The following is a 22107-nucleotide window of genomic DNA, read 5'->3' as shown; positions in this document are numbered from 1 at the left end:
TGACGGCCGAGCGCTTTGTCGCTGATCCATTCAGCGCTGCAGGCGGCTTGCTGTACCGCACTGGCGATCGGGTGCGCCAGCGCGCCGACGGCACGTTCGATTACCTGGATCGCATCGACAACCAAGTGAAGATCCGTGGCTTCCGCATCGAGCTGGGTGAAGTCGAAGCCAGCCTGCAAGCCCTCGATGGCGTGCGCGAAGCGGTGGTGGTGGCCCAGGAAGGGGCGGCTGGCAGCGGCAAGCGCCTGGTCGCCTATGTGGTGGCCGATGAACCCGTGGGCAAGGATTTCGCCGAGCACCTGCGCGAGCAGCTCAAGGCAACCCTGCCGGCGCACATGGTCCCGGCCTATCTGCTGCTGCTTGAACGCTTGCCGCTGACCCCCAACGGCAAGCTCGACCGCAAGAACCTGCCCAAGCCTGACGTCAGCCACTTGCAGCACACCTACGTAGCGCCACGCAGTCCGCTGGAGCAACAACTGGCGGCGATCTGGCAGGACGTGCTCAAGCTCGGGCAAGTCGGCGTGCGGGATAACTTCTTCGAACTGGGCGGCGATTCCATCATTTCGATCCAGGTGGTCAGTCGTGCCCGGCTGGCCGGTATTCACTTCACGCCGAAGGATCTGTTCCAGCACCAGACCATCGAGGCCCTGGCCGTCGTGGCGCAGACCGGCGCGCCGTTGCAAGCGATCGACCAGCAACCGGTGACTGGCGAAACCGCGCTGCTGCCGATTCATCAGTGGTTCTTCGCCCAGCCGATTCCTGACCGTCATCACTGGAACCAGTCGGTGATGCTCAAGCCGGCCCAGACGCTGGATGCCCAGGCGCTGGAGCAGGCCTTGGGCGCGCTGATCGCGCACCACGACAGCTTGCGCCTGGACTTTATCGAACAGGGCGAAGGCTGGACCGCGCGCTATCGTGACGTCGAGGCGCAGGCCGCCGGCACGCTGCTGTGGCAAGCCGACGTCGCCGATCTCGCCGAGCTGGAAATGCTGGGCAATCAGGCCCAGCGCAGCCTGCAACTGGACGGCGGGTCGCTGATCCGTGGGCTGCTGGCGAACCTCGCCGATGGCACGCAGCGGCTGCTGCTGATCGTCCATCACCTGGTGGTGGACGGCGTGTCCTGGCGGATTCTATTCGAAGACCTGCAAAGCGCTTATCGCCAGACCCTGGCGGGCACGGCGGTGCAACTGCCGGCCAAGACCAGCGCGGTCAAAGCCTGGACCGCAGCGTTGCAGGACTACGCCACCAGCGCGCCCTTGCAGGCCGAGCTGGGCTTTTGGCAGCAACAGTTGCAAGGCGCTGCAGCAGGGTTACCGTGGGATAATCCCCAGGGCGGCCAACAGCACTGTCAAGCCGTGACGATCCGCACGGCACTGGATAAAACCCTCACCCGACAACTGTTGCAGCAAGCCCCGGCGGCCTATCGCACCCAGGTCAACGACCTGTTGCTGACCGCGCTAGCGCGAGTGATGGTGCGCTGGACCGGCGTGGACAGTGTCTGGGTCCAGCTCGAAGGTCACGGTCGTGAAGATCTGTTCGCCCATGTCGACCTGAGCCGCACCGTCGGCTGGTTCACCAGCCTGTTCCCCGCGAAACTGACCCCGGCTGCCGATCTTGGCGCTTCGCTCAAGCAGATCAAGGAACAACTGCGCGCCATCCCCAACAAGGGCATTGGCTTCGGCGCCTTGGCGCACCTGGGTGATGAGCACGCACGTCAAACCCTGCAAGGCTTGGCGAAACCGCAACTGACCTTCAACTACCTCGGTCAGTTCGACGGCAGTTTCGATGGCGCCGACGACGCCTTGTTCGTGCCCAGCACCGAGCGCGGCGGCGAAGAAGTGAACCTGCAAGGCCCGCTGGGTAGTCCGCTGGCCCTCGATGGCCAAGTGTTCGGCGGCGAGTTGGACCTGAGCTGGACCTTCAGCGCTGACCTGTTCAACGCCGCGACCATCCAGCGCCTGGCCGATGACTACGTGCAAGAACTCACGGCGCTCATCGCCCATTGCTGCGACCACCACAGCGGTGGCGTGACGCCGTCGGATTTCCCCCTGGCACGGTTGACCCAGGCGCAACTGGACACACTGGTCCCACACCCCCAGGCCATCGACGACCTCTATCCGCTGTCGCCGATGCAGCAGGGCATGCTGTTTCATACCTTGTTCGAACAGGACGGCGGCGACTACATCAACCAGCTGCGCCTCGACGTCGAAGGCGTCGATCCGCAGCGCTTCCGAGCGGCCTGGCAAACGGTGGTCGATGCCCATGACATCCTGCGCAGCGGTTTCTTCTGGCAGGGCGACCTGGCGCAGCCGGTGCAGATCGTCCAGCGCCGGGTCGAGCTGCCGTTCCGTGTGCTCGACTGGAGCGGGCATGCCGATCTGGATGGCGCCTTGCAAACCCTCGCCGATGAGGAACGTGCCCACGGCGTGGACCTGACCCAGGCGCCGCTGATGCGCCTGGTGCTGGTGCGCACCGGCACGTATCGTCATCACTTGATCTACACCAACCATCACATCCTGATGGATGGCTGGAGCAGCGCGCAGTTGCTCGGTGAAGTGTTGCAGCATTACCGGGGCGACAACGTGGCCCGTCCGGCCGGTCGTTATCGCGATTACATTGCCTGGCTGCAACGCCAGGACGCGGCCACCAGTGAAGCGTTCTGGACGCCTGCGCTGCAACGCCTGGAGACACCGACGCGGCTGGCCGACGTCATGCCAAAGCCGGCGCAGGCCGATGGCGGTTATGGCGATCACATGCAGGTGCTGGACGAGGCACTGACGCGCCGCCTGGAAGCCTTCGCCCGTGCCTCGAAAGTCACCGTCAACACCTTGGTGCAGGCGGCATGGCTGCTGCTGTTGCAGCGTTACACCGGCCGAGACACGGTGGCCTTCGGGGCGACGGTCGCCGGGCGTCCGGCGGATTTGCCCGGTATCGAGCAGCAGATCGGTCTGTTCATCAACACCTTGCCGGTAATCGCCAGCCCGCGAGCAGAGCAGTCCCTGGACAGTTGGTTGCAAACGGTGCAAGGGCACAACCTGGCGCTGCGGGAGTTCGAGCACACTGCGTTGCTGGACATCCAGCGTTGGGCCGGGCAGGGCGGTGAAGCGCTGTTCGACAGCCTGTTGGTGTTCGAGAACTACCCGATTGCCCAGGCCCTGGAGCAGGGCGCGCCGGATGGCCTGCGCTTCGGCCCGGTGGCCACCCAGGAGCAGACCAACTACCCGTTGACGCTGTTGGTGGGCCTGGATCGGCAGTTGTCAGTGCACATGAGCTACCAGCGGGCCAGTTTCGAGCCCGCCAGCGTGGCGCGCCTGGCGGCGCATCTGACCCAACTGTTGGGTCAGATGACCGCCGACGGCGAGCGCTGCCTGGGTGAGCTGTCGATGCTTGAGTTCGATGAGCATCAGCGCCTGACCCATGACTGGAACCCGGTTGACGCACCGTTCGAGCAAGCGCTGTGCATTCACCAGATGATTGCGCGCCAGGTTGCAACCGAGCCAGAGGCCTTGGCGGTGACCTTCGCCAACACGCGTCTGAGCTACCGCGAACTGGACGCTCACGCCAATCGCCTGGCCCATAAACTCATCGAACTGGGCGTGGGCCCGGAAGTGCGAGTGGGCGTGGCTATGCCTCGCTCCGAGCAGTTGCTGATCGCCTTGCTGGCGGTGCTCAAGGCCGGCGGCGCCTACGTGCCATTGGACCCGGACTACCCGACCGAACGCGTGGCCTACATGCTCGACGACAGCCGTGCGCGGGTGCTGCTGACTGAACACGCAGTGGCGGCGACGCTGAGCGTTCCGGCCGAGACCGTTGTGTTGCTGCTCGATCAGCTCGACTTGACGCAGTACCCGCTGAGCGCCCCGCACACCCAGGTCACCCCAGACAACCTCGCCTACGTGATCTACACCTCCGGTTCCACCGGCAAGCCAAAGGGCGTGGCGATTGCCCATCGCAACGTGCTGGCGCTGATCGACTGGTCCAGATCGGTCTACAGCCGCGACGACATCCAGGGCGTGTTGGCCTCGACGTCGGTGTGCTTCGATCTGTCGGTGTGGGAGCTGTTCGTGACCTTGGCCAACGGCGGCTCGCTGATCATCGCCCGCAACGCGCTGGAGTTGCCGCAACTGCCGGCCCGGGATCAGGTGCGCCTGATCAACACCGTGCCCTCGGCCATCGCCGCGTTGCAGCGTAGCGGTGAGATTCCAGCCAGCGTGCGCATCATCAACTTGGCCGGTGAGCCACTGAAGCAAAGCCTGGTGGACGCGCTGTACCAATGTGGGAGCGGGCTTGCTCGCGAAAGCGGAGGGTCAATCAATGATGGGCTGACGGACAGGACGCCTTCGCGAGCAAGCCCGCTCCCACAAGTTGGTGGTGTTGAGCATGTCTATGACCTTTACGGCCCATCCGAGGACACCACCTATTCCACCTGGACCCGTCGCACCGTCGGCGGTACGGCGAACATCGGCCGGCCGCTCAAGCACACCGCCAGCTACCTGCTGGACGCCGACCTGCAAGCGGTGCCCCAAGGCGTATCGGCGGAGTTGTACCTGAGCGGCGCGGGCATCACCCGGGGCTACCTCGGCCGCGCTGCGATGACCGCCGAGAAGTACGTGCCCAACCCGTTTTCCACAAATGGCGAACGCCTCTACCGCACGGGTGACCTGTGCCGTTATCGCGCCGATGGCGTGCTCGAATACCAGGGCCGCATCGACCATCAAGTGAAGATCCGTGGCTTCCGTATCGAGCTGGGGGAAATCGAAGCGCGGCTGCTGCAACAGGCCGAGGTGCGTGAAGTGGCCGTCCTGGCCCAGGACGCAGCGGGCGGCCAGCAACTGGTGGCCTACGTGGTCGCCCCGGCGCTGAACCTGGATGCCCCTGAAGAGTTGCGCACACTGCGCGATCAACTCAAGGCCGGGCTCAGGGAGCATTTGCCCGACTACATGATTCCGGCGCACCTGCTGTTCCTCGAACAACTGCCCCTGACCCCCAACGGCAAGCTCGACCGCAAGGCGCTGCCGGGCGTGGAGAGCGGCCTGTTGCAGGCCGGTTATGTCGCGCCGGCCAGTGAGCTTGAACAGCAGGTCGCAGCGATCTGGGCCGAGGTGCTCACGGTGGAGCGCGTGGGCTTGAACGATCACTTCTTCGAGCTGGGCGGCCATTCGCTGCTGGCGGTCAATGCCGTCTCGCGCCTGGCCCTCGAACTGGGGCTGACGCTGACCCCGCAACTGATTTTCCAGCACCCCGTCCTGAGGGATTTTGTCGCGCAACTGGACACCGGGGACGGGCCAATCAATGAACAGAAACTGAACAAGCTGGAAGCCCTGCTTGATGAAATGGAGGAAGTCTGATGGACAAGAGTGTTGCTTTGAGGATTGCCAAGCGCTTTATCACTCTGCCGCTGGACAAACGCAGGCTGTACCTGGAGAAGATGCTCGAAGAGGGTGTCTCGCCGGCCAACTTGCCCATTCCCGAGGTCCGTGGCGGGTTCGAAGACCTCCCGCTTTCCTACGCCCAGGAACGCCAGTGGTTCCTGTGGCAGATGGATCCGCACAGCTCGGCTTATCACATTCCCAGTGCCCTGCGCCTCAAAGGGCAGTTGGACGTGCCAGCCCTGGAGCGCAGCTTCAACGCCCTGGTCGAGCGTCACGAGAGCTTGCGCACCACCTTCATCGAGCGCGGTGAGCAAGCCGTGCAGGTCATCCACCCGCAGATGCCTTTGTCTATTGCGCTGGAGGCGTTGCCCGCCGGTTCGCCGACCAGCCAGGACGAGAGCATCAAGGCTTTCGTCGAGCGCGAAATCGCTCGCCCGTTCGATTTGCGCCAAGGGCCGTTGCTGCGGGTTTCGTTGTTGAAAATCGCCGAGGACGATCACGTGCTGGTGCTGATCCAGCACCACATCATTGCCGATGGCTGGTCGATGCAGGTGCTGGTGGATGAGCTGGTCCGCCATTACGCCGCCGACACGGCCGGCGAATCGCTGGCATTGCCGGAATTGACCGTGCAATACGCCGACTATGCGATCTGGCAGCGTCACTGGCTCGAAGCCGGTGAGCGTGAACGGCAGTTGGCCTATTGGCTCCAGACCCTGGGCGGCGAACAGCCGGTGCTGGAGTTGCCGTTCGATCATCCGCGCCCGCCGGTGCAAAGTTTTCGCGGTGCACGGCTGGACTTGAACCTGCCGCCGCAATTGGGGGCAGCGCTCAAGCAACTGGCCCAGCGCCAAGGGGCCAGCCTGTTCATGGTGCTGCTGGCCTCGTTCCAGGCGTTGTTGCACCGCTACAGCGGCCAGTCGCAGATCCGTGTCGGCGTGCCGGTGGCCAACCGCAATCGGGTCGAGACCGAGGGCCTGATCGGCTTTTTCGTCAACACCCAGGTGCTCAACGCCCAGGTCGATGGGCAGTTGCCGTTCGATAGCTTGCTCGATCAGGTCAAGCAATCGGCCATGGCGGCCCAGGCGCATCAGGACTTGCCGTTCGAGCAGTTGATCCAGGCCCTGCAGCCGGAGCGCAGCCTCAGCCACAGCCCGATCTTCCAGGTCATGTTCAACCATCAGACCACGGGCGCCGCCCAGGCCCGGCAGATGCATTTGCCGCAGCTGGGCATCGAAGACCTGGTGTGGGAAGGGCGCACCGCCCAGTTCGATTTGACCTTGGGCACTTATGAAACCGAGCAGGGCCTCGCCGCGGAACTGACCTACGCCACCGACCTGTTCAAGCCGCAGACCATCGAACGCCTGGCCCATCACTGGCAGAACCTGCTGCAAGGTATCGTCGAGGCGCCGCAGCAACGGATCGGCGAGTTGCCATTGCTCGATGCCGCCCAGCAGCGTCTGATGCAGCACGACTGGCGACGTGAGGTCGATCATGGCCCGGTGGCGTGTGTGCATCAGCGCATCGCCGAACAGGCCCGTATTCACCCCGATGCCTTGGCGCTGACCATCGATGGTCAGGCCCTGACCTACGGGCAACTGGACGCGCGCGCCAACCAGCTCGCCCACCGCTTGCTTGCCTTGGGCGTCACGCCCGACCAACTCGTGGGCATCGCCGTGGAGCGTAGCGTCGAGATGATTGTCGGCCTGCTGGCGATCCTCAAGTCCGGTGGCGCCTATGTGCCGCTGGACCCGGCGTACCCCGAGGATCGCCTGGCCTACATGATCGAGGACAGCGGCATCGAACTGCTGCTGACCCAGGCCCGTTTGCAGGCGGTATTACCGATTCCGCCAACCCTGCAAACCCTGTTGCTGGACCAGCCCGACGCCGCGTTGCAGGAGGCACCGCACACTTGCCCGGCGGTGCCGCTGAGCGCCGAACACCTGGCCTACGTGATCTACACCTCCGGCTCCACCGGCAGACCCAAGGGCGTGATGGTGCGCCATGGCGCGCTGAGCAATTTCGTCACCAGCATGCTCGTCCAACCCGGCCTGACGGCCAACGATTGCATGCTGTCGCTGACAACGTTTTCCTTCGATATTTTCGGCCTGGAAATCTACGGGCCGCTGTCGGCGGGCGCCAGCATCGTGCTGACCGGCCAGAACGTCCATCAGGATCCGCAAGCGGTGCTGGCGCTGATCGAGCGTCACGACGTGAGCGTGCTGCAAGCCACGCCTTCGAGCTGGCGCATGCTGTTGGATCATGAGCACGTTGCGTTGCTGGCCGAGCGCACCTTCCTGTGTGGCGGCGAGGCGTTGCCCCTGGAGTTGGCGCAACGGCTGCTGGCGCTGTCGCCGAAGGTCTGGAACCTCTACGGTCCGACCGAAACCACGATCTGGTCGGCGCTGCATCCCTTGAGTCTGGAAAACAGCCGTCCGTACCTGGGCAAGCCCCTGGACAACACCGCGCTGTACGTCGTTGGCAGCGACCTGACGCTCAACCCGCCCGGCGCGCCCGGTGAACTGCTGATCGGTGGCGATGGCCTGGCGCGCGGATACTTTCAACGCCCGGCCCTGACCGCCGAACGTTTTGTCCCGGACCCGTTCTCCACCACCGGCGAGCGTCTGTACCGCACCGGCGACCTGACTCGCTATAGGGCCGAAGGCGTGGTTGAGTACATCGGTCGCATCGACCATCAGGTCAAGATCCGCGGCTTGCGCATCGAGCTGGGGGAAATCGAAGCGGCGCTGCTGGCCCAGGACAGCGTGCGGGAAACCGTGGTGGTGGCCCATGACGGCCCGACCGGTGCGCAACTGGTGGGTTACGTGGTGCCGGCGACCGGAGAAGTAGCGGACGAGTCTGCGTTACGCGCTTCGCTCAAAGCTGCGCTCAAGGCGCAATTGCCTGAGTACATGGTCCCGGCGCATCTGCTGTTCCTGGCGCAACTGCCGTTGACGCCCAATGGCAAGGTCGATCGCAAGGCGTTGCCGGCCCCGGATGCCGGCGATTTGCAACAGGCCTACGTGGCACCGCGCAGTCAGCATGAGCAACAAGTGGCGGCGATTTGGCAGGAGGTGCTCAAGCTTGAGCGGGTAGGGCTGGAGGACAACTTTTTCGAATTGGGCGGGCACTCGCTGTTGGTCACCCAGGTGGTCTCGCGCATCCGTCGGACACTGGGGATCGAGGTGCCGCTGCGCAGCCTGTTCGAGCACGGCACGTTGCGCGATTTCGTCGCGGCCTTCGACCTGGGCCAAGCTGAACGACCGTTGGCGATGGTGCCGGTAGCCCGGGACAAGCCGCTGCCGCTGTCGTTTGCCCAGGAGCGCCAGTGGTTCCTGTGGAAAATGGACCCCGACAGCGCCGCCTACAACATTCCCACCGCCCTGCGACTGCGCGGGGCACTGGACAAAATCGCCCTGCGCCGCAGTTTTGAAGCCTTGGTAGCGCGGCATGAGAGCTTGCGCACCCTGTTCGTGGAGAACGATGGCGGCACTTGCCAGGTGATCCGTGCGCAAGGGCAGGTCGACTTCGTCGAACGGTGTTTGGCCGGTGATGATGAGGCCAGTGTCCAGGCATTCATCGAGCAGCAGATGCAAGCCCCGTTCGATCTCTTGAACGATGCGCTATTGCGCGTGGCGTTGCTGGAGTTGGCCGAGCAGGAGCACATTCTGGTACTGACCCTGCATCACATCGTGTCCGATGCCTGGTCATTACAGGTGATGGTCGACGACCTGATGAGCCTGTATTCGGCCTTCACCCAGGGGCAGCCCGCGTCGTTGCCGGCGCTGGCGGTGCAATACGCTGACTATGCGGTCTGGCAGCGCCAATGGATGGCGGCCGGTGAACGCGAGCGTCAACTGGCCTACTGGACCGCGCAACTGGGCGGTGAGCAGCCGTTGCTGGAGTTGCCCACGGACCATCCGCGCCCGGCGCAGCAGAGTCTGCGCGGTGCGCGTTTGCCGATTGTGCTCGATCGTGCGCTGAGCGACGCCCTCACAGCGTTGGCCCGCAGGGAAAACGTCACGCTGTTCGTGTTGTTGCTCGGTTCTTTCCAGGCCTTGTTGCATCGTTATAGCGGCCAGGCCGACATCCGCGTCGGCGTGCCGATTGCCAACCGCCAGCGCCTGGAAACCGAGCGGTTGATCGGGTTCTTCGTCAACACCCAGGTGCTGCGCGCTGAATTCCATAGCGATCTGACCGGCGCCGGTTTGCTGCAACAGCTCAAGCAGACGGCCATGGCGGCGCAGACGCATCAGGACCTGCCGTTCGAGCAATTGGTCGATGCCTTGCAGCCGCAGCGTAACCTGAGTCACAGCCCGCTGTTCCAGGCCATGTTCAACCATCGCAACGAAACCGCCTCGGCCCTGGAAAGCGCCTTGCCGGGCCTGGCGGTCGAACCCCTTGGCTGGGAGCAGCGCACCGCGCAATTCGATCTGAGCCTGGAGGCCACCGACAGCCCGCAAGGCCTGCACGCCGCGCTGATCTACGCCACGGACCTGTTCGAGCCAGCCACCATCGAGCGCATGGGCCGGCATTGGCTCAACCTGTTGCAAGGCTTGGTGCAGGATCTGCATCGTCCCGTTGCGCAGTGGGCGTTACTGGACGCTGACGAGCGTCGGCACATGCTGGTCGACTGGAATGCGACAACGGTTTCCTACCCGCTCGATCGCAGTGTCCAGGGGCTGATCGAAGATCAGGTGCGCAGAACCCCGGAGGCCCCGGCGCTGGTGTTCGGCGAGCAACGCCTGAGCTACGCCGAGCTCAACGCCCGGGCCAATCGCTTGGCTCACACACTGATCGAGCATGGCGTGGGCCCGGATGTGCTGGTGGGCATCGCCGTGGAACGTTCGGTGGAAATGGTCCTGGGGCTGTTGGCGATTCTCAAGGCCGGCGGTGCCTATGTGCCGCTGGACCCTGAATATCCCCAGGATCGCCTGGCCTATATGTTTGAAGACAGTGGCATCGCTTTGCTGCTGACCCAGCAGCATTTGCTGGATCAATTGCCGATTCCGGCGGGCATCGACAGCCTGGTGCTGGACCTGCCTGGCGACGGGGTGTACGCAGGTCGTGACACGAATCCGGACGTCGTGGTCCACGGCGAGAACCTGGCGTATGTGATCTACACCTCCGGTTCCACCGGCAAGCCCAAGGGCGCGGGCAATCGCCATTCGGCCCTGGTCAACCGACTGTGCTGGATGCAGCAGGCCTACCAGCTCGATGCCACGGACAGCGTGCTGCAAAAGACACCGTTCAGTTTCGACGTGTCGGTGTGGGAGTTCTTCTGGCCGCTGCTGACCGGCTCGACCCTGGTGGTGGCCGCGCCGGGCGTGCATCGCGACCCGACGCAACTGATCGAGCTGATCACCGCGCAGCGCATCACCACGCTGCACTTCGTGCCGTCGATGTTGCAGGCGTTTGTACAAGACCCGCTCGTGGCCGAATGCACCAGCCTCAAGCGCATCGTCTGCAGCGGCGAAGCCCTGCCGGTGGATGCCCAGCAGCAGGTGTTCGCCAAACTGCCGAACGCCGGTCTGTACAACCTCTACGGCCCGACCGAGGCCGCCATCGACGTGACCCACTGGACCTGTGTCGAGGAAGGTCGCGACAGCGTGCCGATTGGCCAGCCGATTGCCAACCTGGGCACCTACATTCTCGATGATGAGCTGACGCCGGTACCGGTGGGGGTGATTGGCGAGCTGTACCTGGCGGGCGAAGGCCTGGCCCGTGGTTACCATCGGCGCGCGGCGCTGACAGCCGAGCGCTTCGTGACTGGCCCCTTTGGCCACGGCCAGCGGCTGTATCGCACCGGTGACTTGGCGCGCTACCGCAACGATGGCGTGATCGAGTACGCCGGGCGTATGGACCATCAGGTGAAAATCCGCGGCCTGCGCATCGAACTGGGGGAAATCGAGGCGCGCCTGGCTGAGCATGACGAGGTGCGCGAAACCGTCGTCGTCGCTCAGGACGGTAGCTTGCTGGTGGCTTACGTGGTGCCGGCACGTGCTGAGCTGCTGAACGCCGATGACGCCGTTCGCCAGGCGTTGCAAGGTCGCCTCAAGGGGCATTTGAGCCAGTCCTTGCCCGACTACATGGTGCCGCAGCACTGGGTGTGGCTGGAAAAACTGCCGGTCAGCCCCAACGGCAAGCTGGAGCGCAAGGCGCTGCCCAGAGCCGATATCAGCGCCAGCCCCAAGGCCTATATCGCGCCGAATACCGCCGTCGAACAGGCCCTGGCGGACATCTGGCAAAGCGTGCTCGGCCGCGAGCAAGTGGGGGTAGGTGACAACTTCTTCGAGCTGGGTGGCGATTCGATTATCTCCATCCAAGTGGTGAGCAGGGCGCGGCAGGCCGGGATTCATTTCAGCCCCAAGGATCTGTTCGTTCACCAGACCATCCGGGGCCTTGCCAATGTGGCGACTCGCGGCGACAACGGGCCGGGCATCGATCAGGGCCCGGTGACGGGGAATGCGTTGTTGCTGCCGTTCCAGCGATGGTTCTTCGAACAGGACATGGCCGAGCCCCATCATTGGAACCAGTCGGTGCTGCTCAAGGGGCTGCGACCTGTGCACGCCGGACACCTGGAGCAGGCGTTGCAGGCCGTGGTAAGCCACCACGATGCCTTGCGCCTGGCCTTCGTGCGTGAGAACGACGCCTGGACCGCCCGCCATCAAACCCTCACAGAGCAAGAAGCGGTTTGGCAGCGCTCACCGCTGTTGTGGACCGCCGAGGTGGCCGACGCCGCTGCGCTGGAGCGCTTGGCCGAACAAGCCCAGCGCAGCCTGGAACTGGAAAGCGGCGCCTTGGTGCGTGGGGTATTGGCAAGCCTGGCCGATGGCAGCCAACGGCTGTTGCTGGTGATTCATCACCTGGTGGTGGATGGGGTGTCCTGGCGGATTTTGCTGGAAGACCTGCAACAGGCTTATGAACAACTGCAAGCCGGCCAGGCCCCGAAACTGCCGGCCAAGACCAGTGCCACCCAGGCCTGGGCGCAACGCTTGAAAACCCATGCCGGCAGCGCGGCGCTACAGGCGCAGATGGCTTATTGGCAAGGGCAGCTTGCGGGCGCTCGCAACGATTTGCCTTGCGACCGGCCTGAGGGTGAATTGCGCAGGTGTCACGAGGCACAGGTGCAGACGCGCCTGGACAAGCACCAGACTAAACGACTCTTGCAGCAAGCGCCGGCGGCCTACCGCACCCAGGTCAACGATCTGCTGTTGACGGCCCTGGCCCGGGTGATCGGCCGCTGGACCGGCGACGCCTCGACCTTGATTCAACTGGAGGGGCATGGCCGTGAGGCGCTGTTCGATGGCCTGGAACCGGATTTGGACCTGAGCCGCAGCGTCGGTTGGTTCACCAGCCTGTTCCCGCTGCGGCTGACTCCGGCGGCGACCCTTGAGGATTCGCTCAAGGCGATCAAGGAGCAACTACGGGCGATACCCGACAAAGGGCTCGGCTTCGGCGTGCTGCGCTACCTGGGCGATGCGCAGACACGGCGCACCCTCGCGGCGCTGCCCATGCCACGCATCACCTTCAACTACCTGGGGCAGTTCGACAGCGGATTCAGCGATGACGCCAACGGGCTGTTTATCCCGGCCAGCGAACCGGCGGGCACCCCACAGAGCCCGCTGGCGCCGCTGGACAACTGGCTGACGCTCAACGGCAGCGTCTATGCGGGCGAGTTGAGCATCGACTGGACCTTCAGCACACAAATGTTCGATGAGTCGACGATCCAGCGGCTGGCCCAGGAATACGCTCAGGAATTGCAGGTATTGATTGAACACTGCTGCCAGCCCCGGCATCAGGGCTTCACACCGTCGGACTTCCCCCTGGCCGGGTTGAACCAGGCCCAGCTGGACGCCTTGCCGCTGGCGCCGCGAGACGTCGAAGACATCTACCCGTTGTCGCCGATGCAGCAGGGCATGCTGTTCCACTCGCTGTATGAGCAACAGGCCGGTCACTACATCAACCAACTGCGGGTTGACGTCGAAGGGCTGGACGTCGAGCGCTTCCGCCAGGCCTGGCAGGCGGCCATGGACACCCATGAAGTGCTGCGCAGCAGTTTCGTCTGGGAGGGCGATTTCAAGCGGGCGCTGCAGGTCGTTCACAAGCAGATGGCGGTTGCGTTCCTGTTCCACGATGGATGCGCCGCCGCGAACCCATCCCTGGACCTGGACGCCCTGGCGTTGGCGCAGCGCCAGCAGGGTTTCGAGCTGAATGCGGCGCCGCTGTTGCGCTTGCTGGTGGTGCGCGTGGCGGAGGAGCGCTATCACCTGATCTACACCAGCCATCACATCCTGATGGACGGCTGGAGCAATTCGCAGTTGCTCGGTGAAGTATTGCAACGCTACAGCGGCCAGGCACCGGTCCGCACATCCGGACGCTACCGGGATTACATCGACTGGCTGTCGCTCCAGGACCCACAGGCCAGCGAGCAATTCTGGACGGCACAGTTGGCCGAACTGGACGAGCCGACCCACCTTGCCGGGGCCTTTGCCCGGGATCATCGCGGCGAGACAACCGACGGCCACGGCGAATATGAGCAGGTGCTCGATAGCCATGCCACGGCGCGGCTGCATGCCTTTGCCCGTGAGCAGAAAGTGACGGTCAACACACTGGTGCAAGCGGCCTGGCAGTTATTGCTGCAACGTTGCACCGGGCAGGCGGTGGTAGCCTTTGGCGCCACGGTGGCCGGACGTCCGGCGCATATCCCCGGCGTCGAGCAACAGATCGGCCTGTTCATCAACACCTTGCCGCTGGTTGGCAGCCCGCGGGCGGAGCAGAGCGTCGGCCAATGGCTGCAAGAGGTCCAGGGGCGCAACCTGAGCCTGCGCGAGCATGAACACACGCCGCTGTTCGACATCCAGCGCTGGGCCGGGCAGGGCGGTGCGGCGCTGTTCGACACGTTGCTGGTGTTCGAGAACTATCCGGTGTCCCAGGCGTTGCAGCAGGGCGCCCCGGACACGTTGCGCTTCGGCGACGTAGCCAATCATGAACAAACCAACTATCCACTGACCCTGGCGGTGAACCTGGGTGACACGTTGTCGTTGCTCTTGAGCTACAGCCACGCCAGCTTCGCCCCAGACGACATTGCCGCTATCGGCCAGTCCTTGCGTTATCTCCTGGAGCAGATGGTGCTCGGCGGCGAGCGGTTGGTGGGGCAACTGTCGTTGCTCGATGCCGGACAGCAACGGATCCAGCAGGCTTGGAACGCCACCGCGACGCCGTACCCGCTCGATTGCAGTGTGCAGCGACTGATTGAAGCGCAGGTGGCCAAGACGCCTGATGCGTGTGCCCTGGTATGTGCCGGGCAACGGCTGAGCTATGCGACCCTCAATGCCCGGGCCAACCAACTGGCCCATATGCTGATGGAGCAGGGCGTGGGGCCGGATGTGCTGGTGGGCATCGCCGTGGAGCGTTCGGTGGAAATGGTCGTCGGCCTGCTGGCGATCCTCAAGGCCGGTGGCGCCTATGTACCGCTGGACCCCGAATATCCACAGGATCGCCTGGCCTACATGTTCGAAGACAGCGGCATTGGCTTGTTGCTGACCCAGCGCCACTTGCTTGAGCAATTGCCGCTGCCGGCGGGCTTGCGCAGCTTGGTGCTGGATCAGCCGGGTGACTGGCTGGCCGGCCACAGCGAGGCCAATCCGTCAGTCGTGGTCGATGGTGAAAACCTCGCCTACGTGATCTACACGTCGGGCTCCACCGGCAAACCCAAGGGCGCGGGCAACCGGCATTCGGCCCTGGTCAACCGCTTGTGCTGGATGCAGGACGCCTATCGGCTGGACGCGAGCGACCGAGTACTGCAAAAAACACCGTTCAGTTTCGACGTATCGGTCTGGGAGTTCTTCTGGCCATTGCTGACTGGTTCAACCCTGGTGATGGCGCCACCGGGTGCCCACCGCGATCCGGAACAACTGATCGAGCTGATCACCACGCAGCAGATCACCACCTTGCACTTCGTGCCTTCGATGTTGCAGGTCTTCATGCAAGACCCAGCGGTCGGCGATTGCCAGAGCCTGACGCGGATTATTTGCAGCGGTGAAGCCTTGCCGGTGGATGCCCAATTGCAGGTGTTCGCCAAGTTGCCGGCGGCCGGCCTGTACAACCTGTACGGCCCTACCGAAGCGGCCATCGACGTGACCCATTGGACCTGCATGGACGAGGGCCGCGACGCGGTGCCGATCGGTCAACCGATCGCCAACCTGAGTACGTTTATCCTCGACCACAATCTGTCGCCGTTGCCGGTGGGCGTGACGGGCGAGTTGTACCTGGGCGGTGAAGGCCTGGCCCGCGGTTACCATGCTCGTCCGGCGCTGACGGCCGAGCGCTTCGTCACCAGCCCATTCGGTGACGGCGCGCGCCTGTACCGTACCGGCGACTTGGCGCGCTACCGTGCCGACGGCGTCATCGAGTACGCCGGGCGCATGGACCATCAGGTGAAAATCCGTGGCCTGCGTATCGAGTTGGGGGAGATCGAGGCGCGGCTGGCCGAGCATGCCGAGGTCCGCGAAAGCGTGGTGATCGCTCAGGACGGTACGCTGCTGGTGGGCTATGTGGTGCGGCAATCCCCGGCGTTATTGAGCGCCGATGGCAACGTCGACCAGGAATTCGAGCAGGCATTGAAAGCCCACTTGAACCAGCATTTGCCGGACTACATGGTCCCGCAGCACTGGGTACTGCTCGAACGCATGCCGGTGAGCCCTAACGGCAAACTGGAGCGCAAGGCACTGCCTCGCTTCGATGCCAGCCAGCCGCAGCAAGGCTTCGTGGCACCGGAAGGGGCGCTGGAGCGACAGATTGCCAATGTCTGGCAAGAAGTGCTGGAGCTGGAGCAGGTCGGTCGCAACGATCACTTCTTCGAGCGCGGCGGCCACTCGTTGCTGGCGACCCAGGCCGTCTCGCGCTTGCGCCAGTTGACGGGTTATCCATTGAGTCTGCGCGACCTGTTCAACCATCCGCAGCTCAAGGCGTTGGCGGTCCTGATGGCCGGCCCCGCCGATGGACCGGGCCGGGTGGGTGATTCCCGTGGGGTGCGGCTCAAGGCTCATGGGCCGCGACGTTCGGCACCGCTGTCGTTGGTGCAGCGGCGTTTGTGGATCGCCGAACAATTGTCCGGCGGCACGTCAGCCTATGGCATGCCCATGGCGCTGCGCCTGTGCGGTGGGTTGTCGGTGGAGCACCTGATGAGCAGCTTCGCCGAAGTGGTGCGCCGCCATGATGTGCTCCGTACCGCGTATATCCAGGACGAAGAAGGCGATCCGCTGGCGCTGATTGCCGACGAGGTGCGGCTGGACTTCCCGCTGATCGATCTGTCCGACTTCTCACCCGCTGCCCAGCAGGAACAGGTGGTCCGGGCGACGCTGGAGAACGCACGCACCCCTATCGACCTGGAGCAGGCACCGCTGTTGCGCGGGCGGATCCTGCGCCTGGGGCCGAGCGAACATGTGTTGTTGTACGCCATGCATCACATCATCTTCGATGGCTGGTCGATGGGGCTGTTGGTCGACGAACTGGTGCAGGTCTATGAGGCGTCCCTTACCGGCAAACCGATGCCGCTGGCGCCCCTGGAGGTTCAGTACCAAGACTTCGCGTTGTGGCAGCAGGCGCTGGAAGAACAGGGCGTCCTGGCGCGTCAGGCCGAGTACTGGAAACAACGCCTCAGCGGTTACGAGGGGCGCCTGAACCTGCCGCTGGACAGCCCTCGGGGCCAGACCGCGTCCTATGACGGCGATGCGTTGCAGTTCCAGCTTTCCGGCAGTTTGACCGAGGCGTTGCGGCGGTTATCCAGCGAGGCCGGGGTCACGCTGTACAGCACGCTGTTGGCGGCTTTCCAAGTGTTGTTGCATCGAGTGAGCGAGGCGCAAGACCTGGTGGTCGGCGCTGACGTGGCCGGTCGTGAACAGCCGGCGCTGGAGCGGCTGATCGGTTTCTTCGTCAACGTGCTGCCCCTGCGTTCGCGCCTGGACGCCGAGGCCACGTTCGCCAGCTTCCTGGCGCAAACCCAGGACAACCTGCTCGACGCGCTGGAGCATCAGGACCTGCCGTTCGATCAGATCGTCGAAGCGTCAGGCGTACCGCGACACAAGGGCATGAACCCGTTGCTGCAGGTGCTGTTCGTGATGAACAACGTGCCAGTGCGCCCCCGGTCCATGGCGGGATTGAACATGGAGTTCCTGCCGGCGCTCGAGACCCATTCTAAATTCGAGATGGCGTTGTTCGTTGACGAAGAAGAAGGGCAATTGCGCGGTAATTGGCAATTCGCCACAACCTTGTTCGGACATGAGCGCATTCAGCACCTGATTCAGGCCTGGACAGCCCTGTTGGAACAGATCGTCGCTGATCAGGACATTCAATTGGGAGCTATCAGCATGCCAGTCGACCACTTGGCGGCAGCCGTCACGCCTGCCACCGTCCCAGGGCCCAAGGCCGACAAACTGGGCAAGTTTCTCAAGCGCTCCGTGACACCGCTCGCCAAGCCTCGTGCGGCGCGAGTGCGTGAATCACTGGTGGCTGCACCGCAACGCTTTCCCTTGATGCTGGAACCGGGTGAGCCCCATCTGGATGTCATCGAGTGGATCCAGCAGAACCGGCCACTGATCGAGCAAAAGCTCGCTGAGCACGCGGGCATTCTGTTCCGTGGTTTCGAGCTGGACGGTATCCAGGGTTTTGAAGCGTTCGCCGAAGCGGTACAGCCAGGGCTTTATGGTCAGTACGGCGACCTGCCGAAGAAGGAGGGCGGCAAGAACACCTACCGTTCCACGCCGTACCCCGAGCGCAAGATGATCCTGTTCCACAACGAGAGCTCCCACCAGGACCGCTGGCCGCGCAAGCAGATGTTCTATTGCGAGCAAGCCGCACCTGTGGGCGGGGCGACTCCGGTGGTGGATTGCCGCTTGATGTATGAACGGTTGCCGGCGGACCTTCGCGAGAAGTTCGAAGACAAAGGGTTGCTGTACGTGCGCACCTTCACCGACAAGCTCGACGTGTCGTGGCAGCACTTCTTCAAGACCGACGACCGCCTTCAAGTGGAGGCCCGTTGCCGGGCCGGTGGTATCCAATGGCGCTGGCTCGATAACGACGAGTTGCAGACCCGCACACCGGGCCCGGCGATCATCACTCACCCGATCACCGGGGAGAAGTCGTTCTTCAATCAGGTGCAATTGCATCACATCCATTGGCTGGATCCGGACGTGCGGGAGGACCTGTTGTCGATGTTCGGCCTGGAGCGCATGCCCCGGCATGTGTATTACGGCGACGGCACCCCGATCGAAGACGAGGTGATGGCGCGCATCGGTGAGTTGTACGAGGCCTGTGCGGTGCGTTTCGACTGGCAGAAAGGCGATGTGATCCTGCTGGACAACATGCTGGTGGCCCACGCCCGCGATCCGTTCGAGGGGCCGCGCAAGATCGTGGTGGCCATGGGCGACATGTACGACCGTAGCGCGCTGGAAAACCCGGTCAGTGCCGGGCCCACGACCCAGGGCAGCCGTAATCTGGAGGAAACCGGAGCATGAACGAGGTAAGGATGAACCAACAGGCGCCGAGTTTCGCCCTGACGCCCGAGCAACAAACGCTGCTCGAACGACTGTCGAGCACGGCAACCTGTGGCGAAGCATTGCACTGGCTGAACGTGGTGATCGACGGCGATCTCGATCCGCAGCGCTTGCAGGTCGCGTTCGATTCGCTCCTGGCGCAGCAGCCAATGCTGCTGGCGCGGCTGGGCAAGGTCGCCGGTTTCCACGGTGTGCGTCAGGCCGCCGCCAGCGCCGCTCGTTTCCCGCTGACGGTACAGGCCGGCGAGCAACGGGCCGAGGAAGTCCAGGCGCAGATCGAGGAATCGATGGGCCGCGCTTTTGTGCTCGGCGAATCGGACAGCGTCCAGGCCGTGCTCTATCGCCTGGCACCCCAGCAATGGCAATTGGTGCTGGGCATCGCCCGCTACAGTGCCGATGAGCAATCCCTGAATCTGCTGCTTGAACAAATCCAGCAAGCCTACGCCGGCGTTCAGGCAGAGGAAGACGAAACGCCGGGCGAGTTTGCCCAGTATTTGGAGTGGCGCAGTGAAGTGGTGCTGGATGAAGATGCCGCCAGCGGACGAACTTACTGGCAGCAACACCTGCAAGACGTGCAGACGGACATCGCCACGCCATGGTTGGCCGCACGCAGTGCCAGCAGTGAGACAGGTGCAGCCGATACGCGAGTGTCGCTGATTCTGGAACCTGCCCAGCGTGACGCTTTGCAACGTCTGGCCGAGCAGCTCGGCCAGCCGCTGGCCATGCTGCTACAAGGCGCGTGGTGGGTGTTGCTGGGGCGTTTGAGCGGGCTTGAACAGGCGCTGGTCGGTGTACGCCATGACAGCCGCAGCGACTATGAATACTTCGCCAATGCCGTGGGCGTGTTCGAGAAAACCTTGCCGCTGTGCGTTTCGCTGCCTGCCACCGCGTCGTTCAGCGAGTGGTTGGATGAGCTGGCGGCGCGCCTCGAAGCCCATCGCACCTGGCAGGAATACTGGGCGCCGGAGCTGGCGCCTGAGGTGGCGCGCCCGGCCTACGGCTTTACGCTGGGGTCGGCGCACCCTGGCGGGAGCAGTGGCGGTCTGAACTGGGCGGCCTCGGAGTCTGTGCTTGTGGCGGCAGATCCGTTCGAGTTGCTGATGCGGGTTCAATTGAACGAGGGGCATGCCACGCTCAATCTGCATTACGCCAGCTCGCGTTATTCGCCAGCCTCGGCCAGCGCGGTATTGGAACAGTACGGCGTGCTGTTGGCGTCGATCCTTGCCGCGCCGCAAACCGCACTGGCGCAACTCAACCTGCTCAGTCGCAGCGAAGAGCAGCGCTTGCGGGCGCTCAACCCGCCGATGCAGGCCTTGGCGGATGGCCGTTACCTGCCGCAGCGCATTGCTGATCTGGCGTGTCATACACCGGATGCCATTGCCCTGACCGACGCTCATCAGCACTTGAGCTATGGCCAGTTGCAAGCCCGGATCGACAGCGTGGCCCAGGGCCTCAAGGATCAAGGCCTGGGCCCGGGTTCGATGGTCGCGCTGGCGTTGCCACGCTCGGCGGAGCTGGTGATTGCCATGCTGGCGAGCTGGCGCATCGGTGCGGCGTACCTGCCCCTTGATGGGCAGTGGCCCCAGGCGCGCCAAGCGTTGATGCTGGAACAGGCCGGCGCCGCCGTCTTGCTCACCGACGCGACACAGCTGTCGGCCTGGCAGGGGCAGCCATTCAAGGCGCTGACATTGGCTGAACTCAGTCAGTCGACAGCGTCCTTGTCGGCGCTCGCCACCCAGGGCAACGACATCGCTTATGTGTTGTTTACGTCCGGCTCCACCGGTGTGCCTAAAGGTGTGGTGATCGAGCATCGGCAATTGCTCAACTACACCGCCCAGGCCAGTCAGGCCCTGGGGCTTGCACAGTGTAAAAACGTCGGATTCAGTTCCACCGTGGCGGCGGACCTGGGTAACACGACGTTGTTTGGCGCGTTGTTCAATGGCGCCACCCTGCATGTGGCCAGCGATGAACAGATGCAGGACGGCGAATTGTTTGCCGGGTACCTGCAACAGCAACGGATCGATTGCCTGAAAATCGTGCCATCGCACCTCGCGGCGCTGCTCGACAGTGAGCGGGCGACCCTGCCGCATACGCTGATTCTGGGCGGCGAGCCAATTCCGGCACCTTTGATCGAGCGCATCTCACGGTTGCGCAGCGATTGCCGGCTGTTCAACCACTACGGCCCGACCGAAGCCACGGTGGGGGTGATGATTCATCCGTTGTCACTTCACGGCGCGGCCGACGAGTGTTCAGCGCTGTCCCAGGTACTGGGCAACAATCAGGTCTACGTGCTGGACGCCGATCTGCGCTTGGCCCCGGTGGGCGTGCTGGGTGAGGTGTATCTGGGCGGAGCGCAGTTGTGCCGGGGCTATCTGAATGCCGAGGCCGATGGGCAGACGTTCATCCAGAGCCCGTTTGATCCGGCGCAACGCTTGTACCGCACCGGCGACTTGGCGCGTTATCGCGCGGATGGGGCGATCCAGTTGCACGGTCGGCGTGATCAGCAGGTCAAGGTGCGCGGGTTCCGTATTGAACTGGCGGAGATCGAGACCGAGCTGCTGCGCATGCCACAGGTGGCCGAAGCACTGGTGCTGCCGGCGGCGTCGGGCGAGCAGGGACTGTTGGCCTTTGTCGTGGCGCGGCAGGGGTCGTCGGCGGGCTTGCTGGATGCCGTGCGTACCGGTTTGAGCGCCCGCCTGCCCAGCGTGATGGTGCCGCAGCACCTGCAACTGATCGAGCAGTTCCCGCGGCTGGCCAATGGCAAGATCGATCGCAAGGCGTTGCAACAGTTAGCGGGCGCGGCAGCGCAGGACCAGGATGCCGCACCGCGCGATGCACTGGAGCAATTGCTCGCCGCACGCATGGCGCAGTTGCTTGGGCTGGAGCGATTGGGCATCGACCGCGACTTCTTCGCCGCCGGTGGGCATTCGTTGCTGGTGATCAAGTTGGTGGCCGGTATTCGCAAGTTGTTGCAGTGCGACATTCATCCGGGGCTGGTCTTCGATCATCCGACCGTGGCGTCGTTGGCACTGGCGTTGCGGGCGGTCGAGAGCAGCCCGGGGCAGTTGGAGAAAATGGCCCAGGTGCGCTTGCGCATGGAAGCGATGAGTCCCGAGGAAAAGGCCCTTCTGACCGAACAGGCTCGACAGCTGCAAGCTGCCAAGGTTGCGCAAGGCAACTGA

General features: G+C 63.9%; 3 protein-coding genes (1 of these 3 only partly in view). All 3 read left to right on the top strand.

The features are described from left to right. Tightly spaced (each overlapping or abutting the next), the 3 genes in view from AC30D9_RS06585 to AC30D9_RS06575 form a layout consistent with a single transcriptional unit that may run on beyond the window. On the top strand, positions 1 to 5348 hold the 3' portion of the coding sequence (locus AC30D9_RS06585; RefSeq protein WP_490143707.1) for a non-ribosomal peptide synthetase. It extends 7186 nt beyond the left edge of the window; the window shows 5348 of its 12534 coding nt (coding positions 7187–12534); the start codon falls outside the window, past its left edge; it ends in the stop codon at positions 5346 to 5348. Beyond that, positions 5348 to 18886, top strand: a complete 13539-nt coding sequence (locus tag AC30D9_RS06580; RefSeq protein ID WP_490143706.1) for a non-ribosomal peptide synthase/polyketide synthase — start codon at positions 5348 to 5350, stop codon at positions 18884 to 18886. The genes AC30D9_RS06585 and AC30D9_RS06580 overlap by 1 nt, the downstream gene beginning before the upstream one ends. Then, positions 18883 to 22107 (top strand): non-ribosomal peptide synthetase, encoded by a 3225-nt coding sequence (locus AC30D9_RS06575; protein ID WP_490143705.1) that lies wholly within the window; start codon positions 18883 to 18885, stop codon positions 22105 to 22107. The genes AC30D9_RS06580 and AC30D9_RS06575 overlap by 4 nt, the downstream gene beginning before the upstream one ends.

It is taken from the genome of Pseudomonas sp. DF11, assembly GCF_058148565.1.
The sequence above is the reverse complement of the archived record's forward strand: the minus strand, read 5'-3'. Positions and strand labels throughout refer to the sequence as shown.

Bases quoted from the DNA above. Each gene is read 5' to 3' on its own strand.
- AC30D9_RS06580 (WP_490143706.1), top strand. From the start codon at position 5,348: ATGGACAAGAGTGTTGCTTTGAGGATTGCCAAGCGCTTTATCACTCTG.
- AC30D9_RS06575 (WP_490143705.1), top strand. From the start codon at position 18,883: ATGAACGAGGTAAGGATGAACCAACAGGCGCCGAGTTTCGCCCTGACG.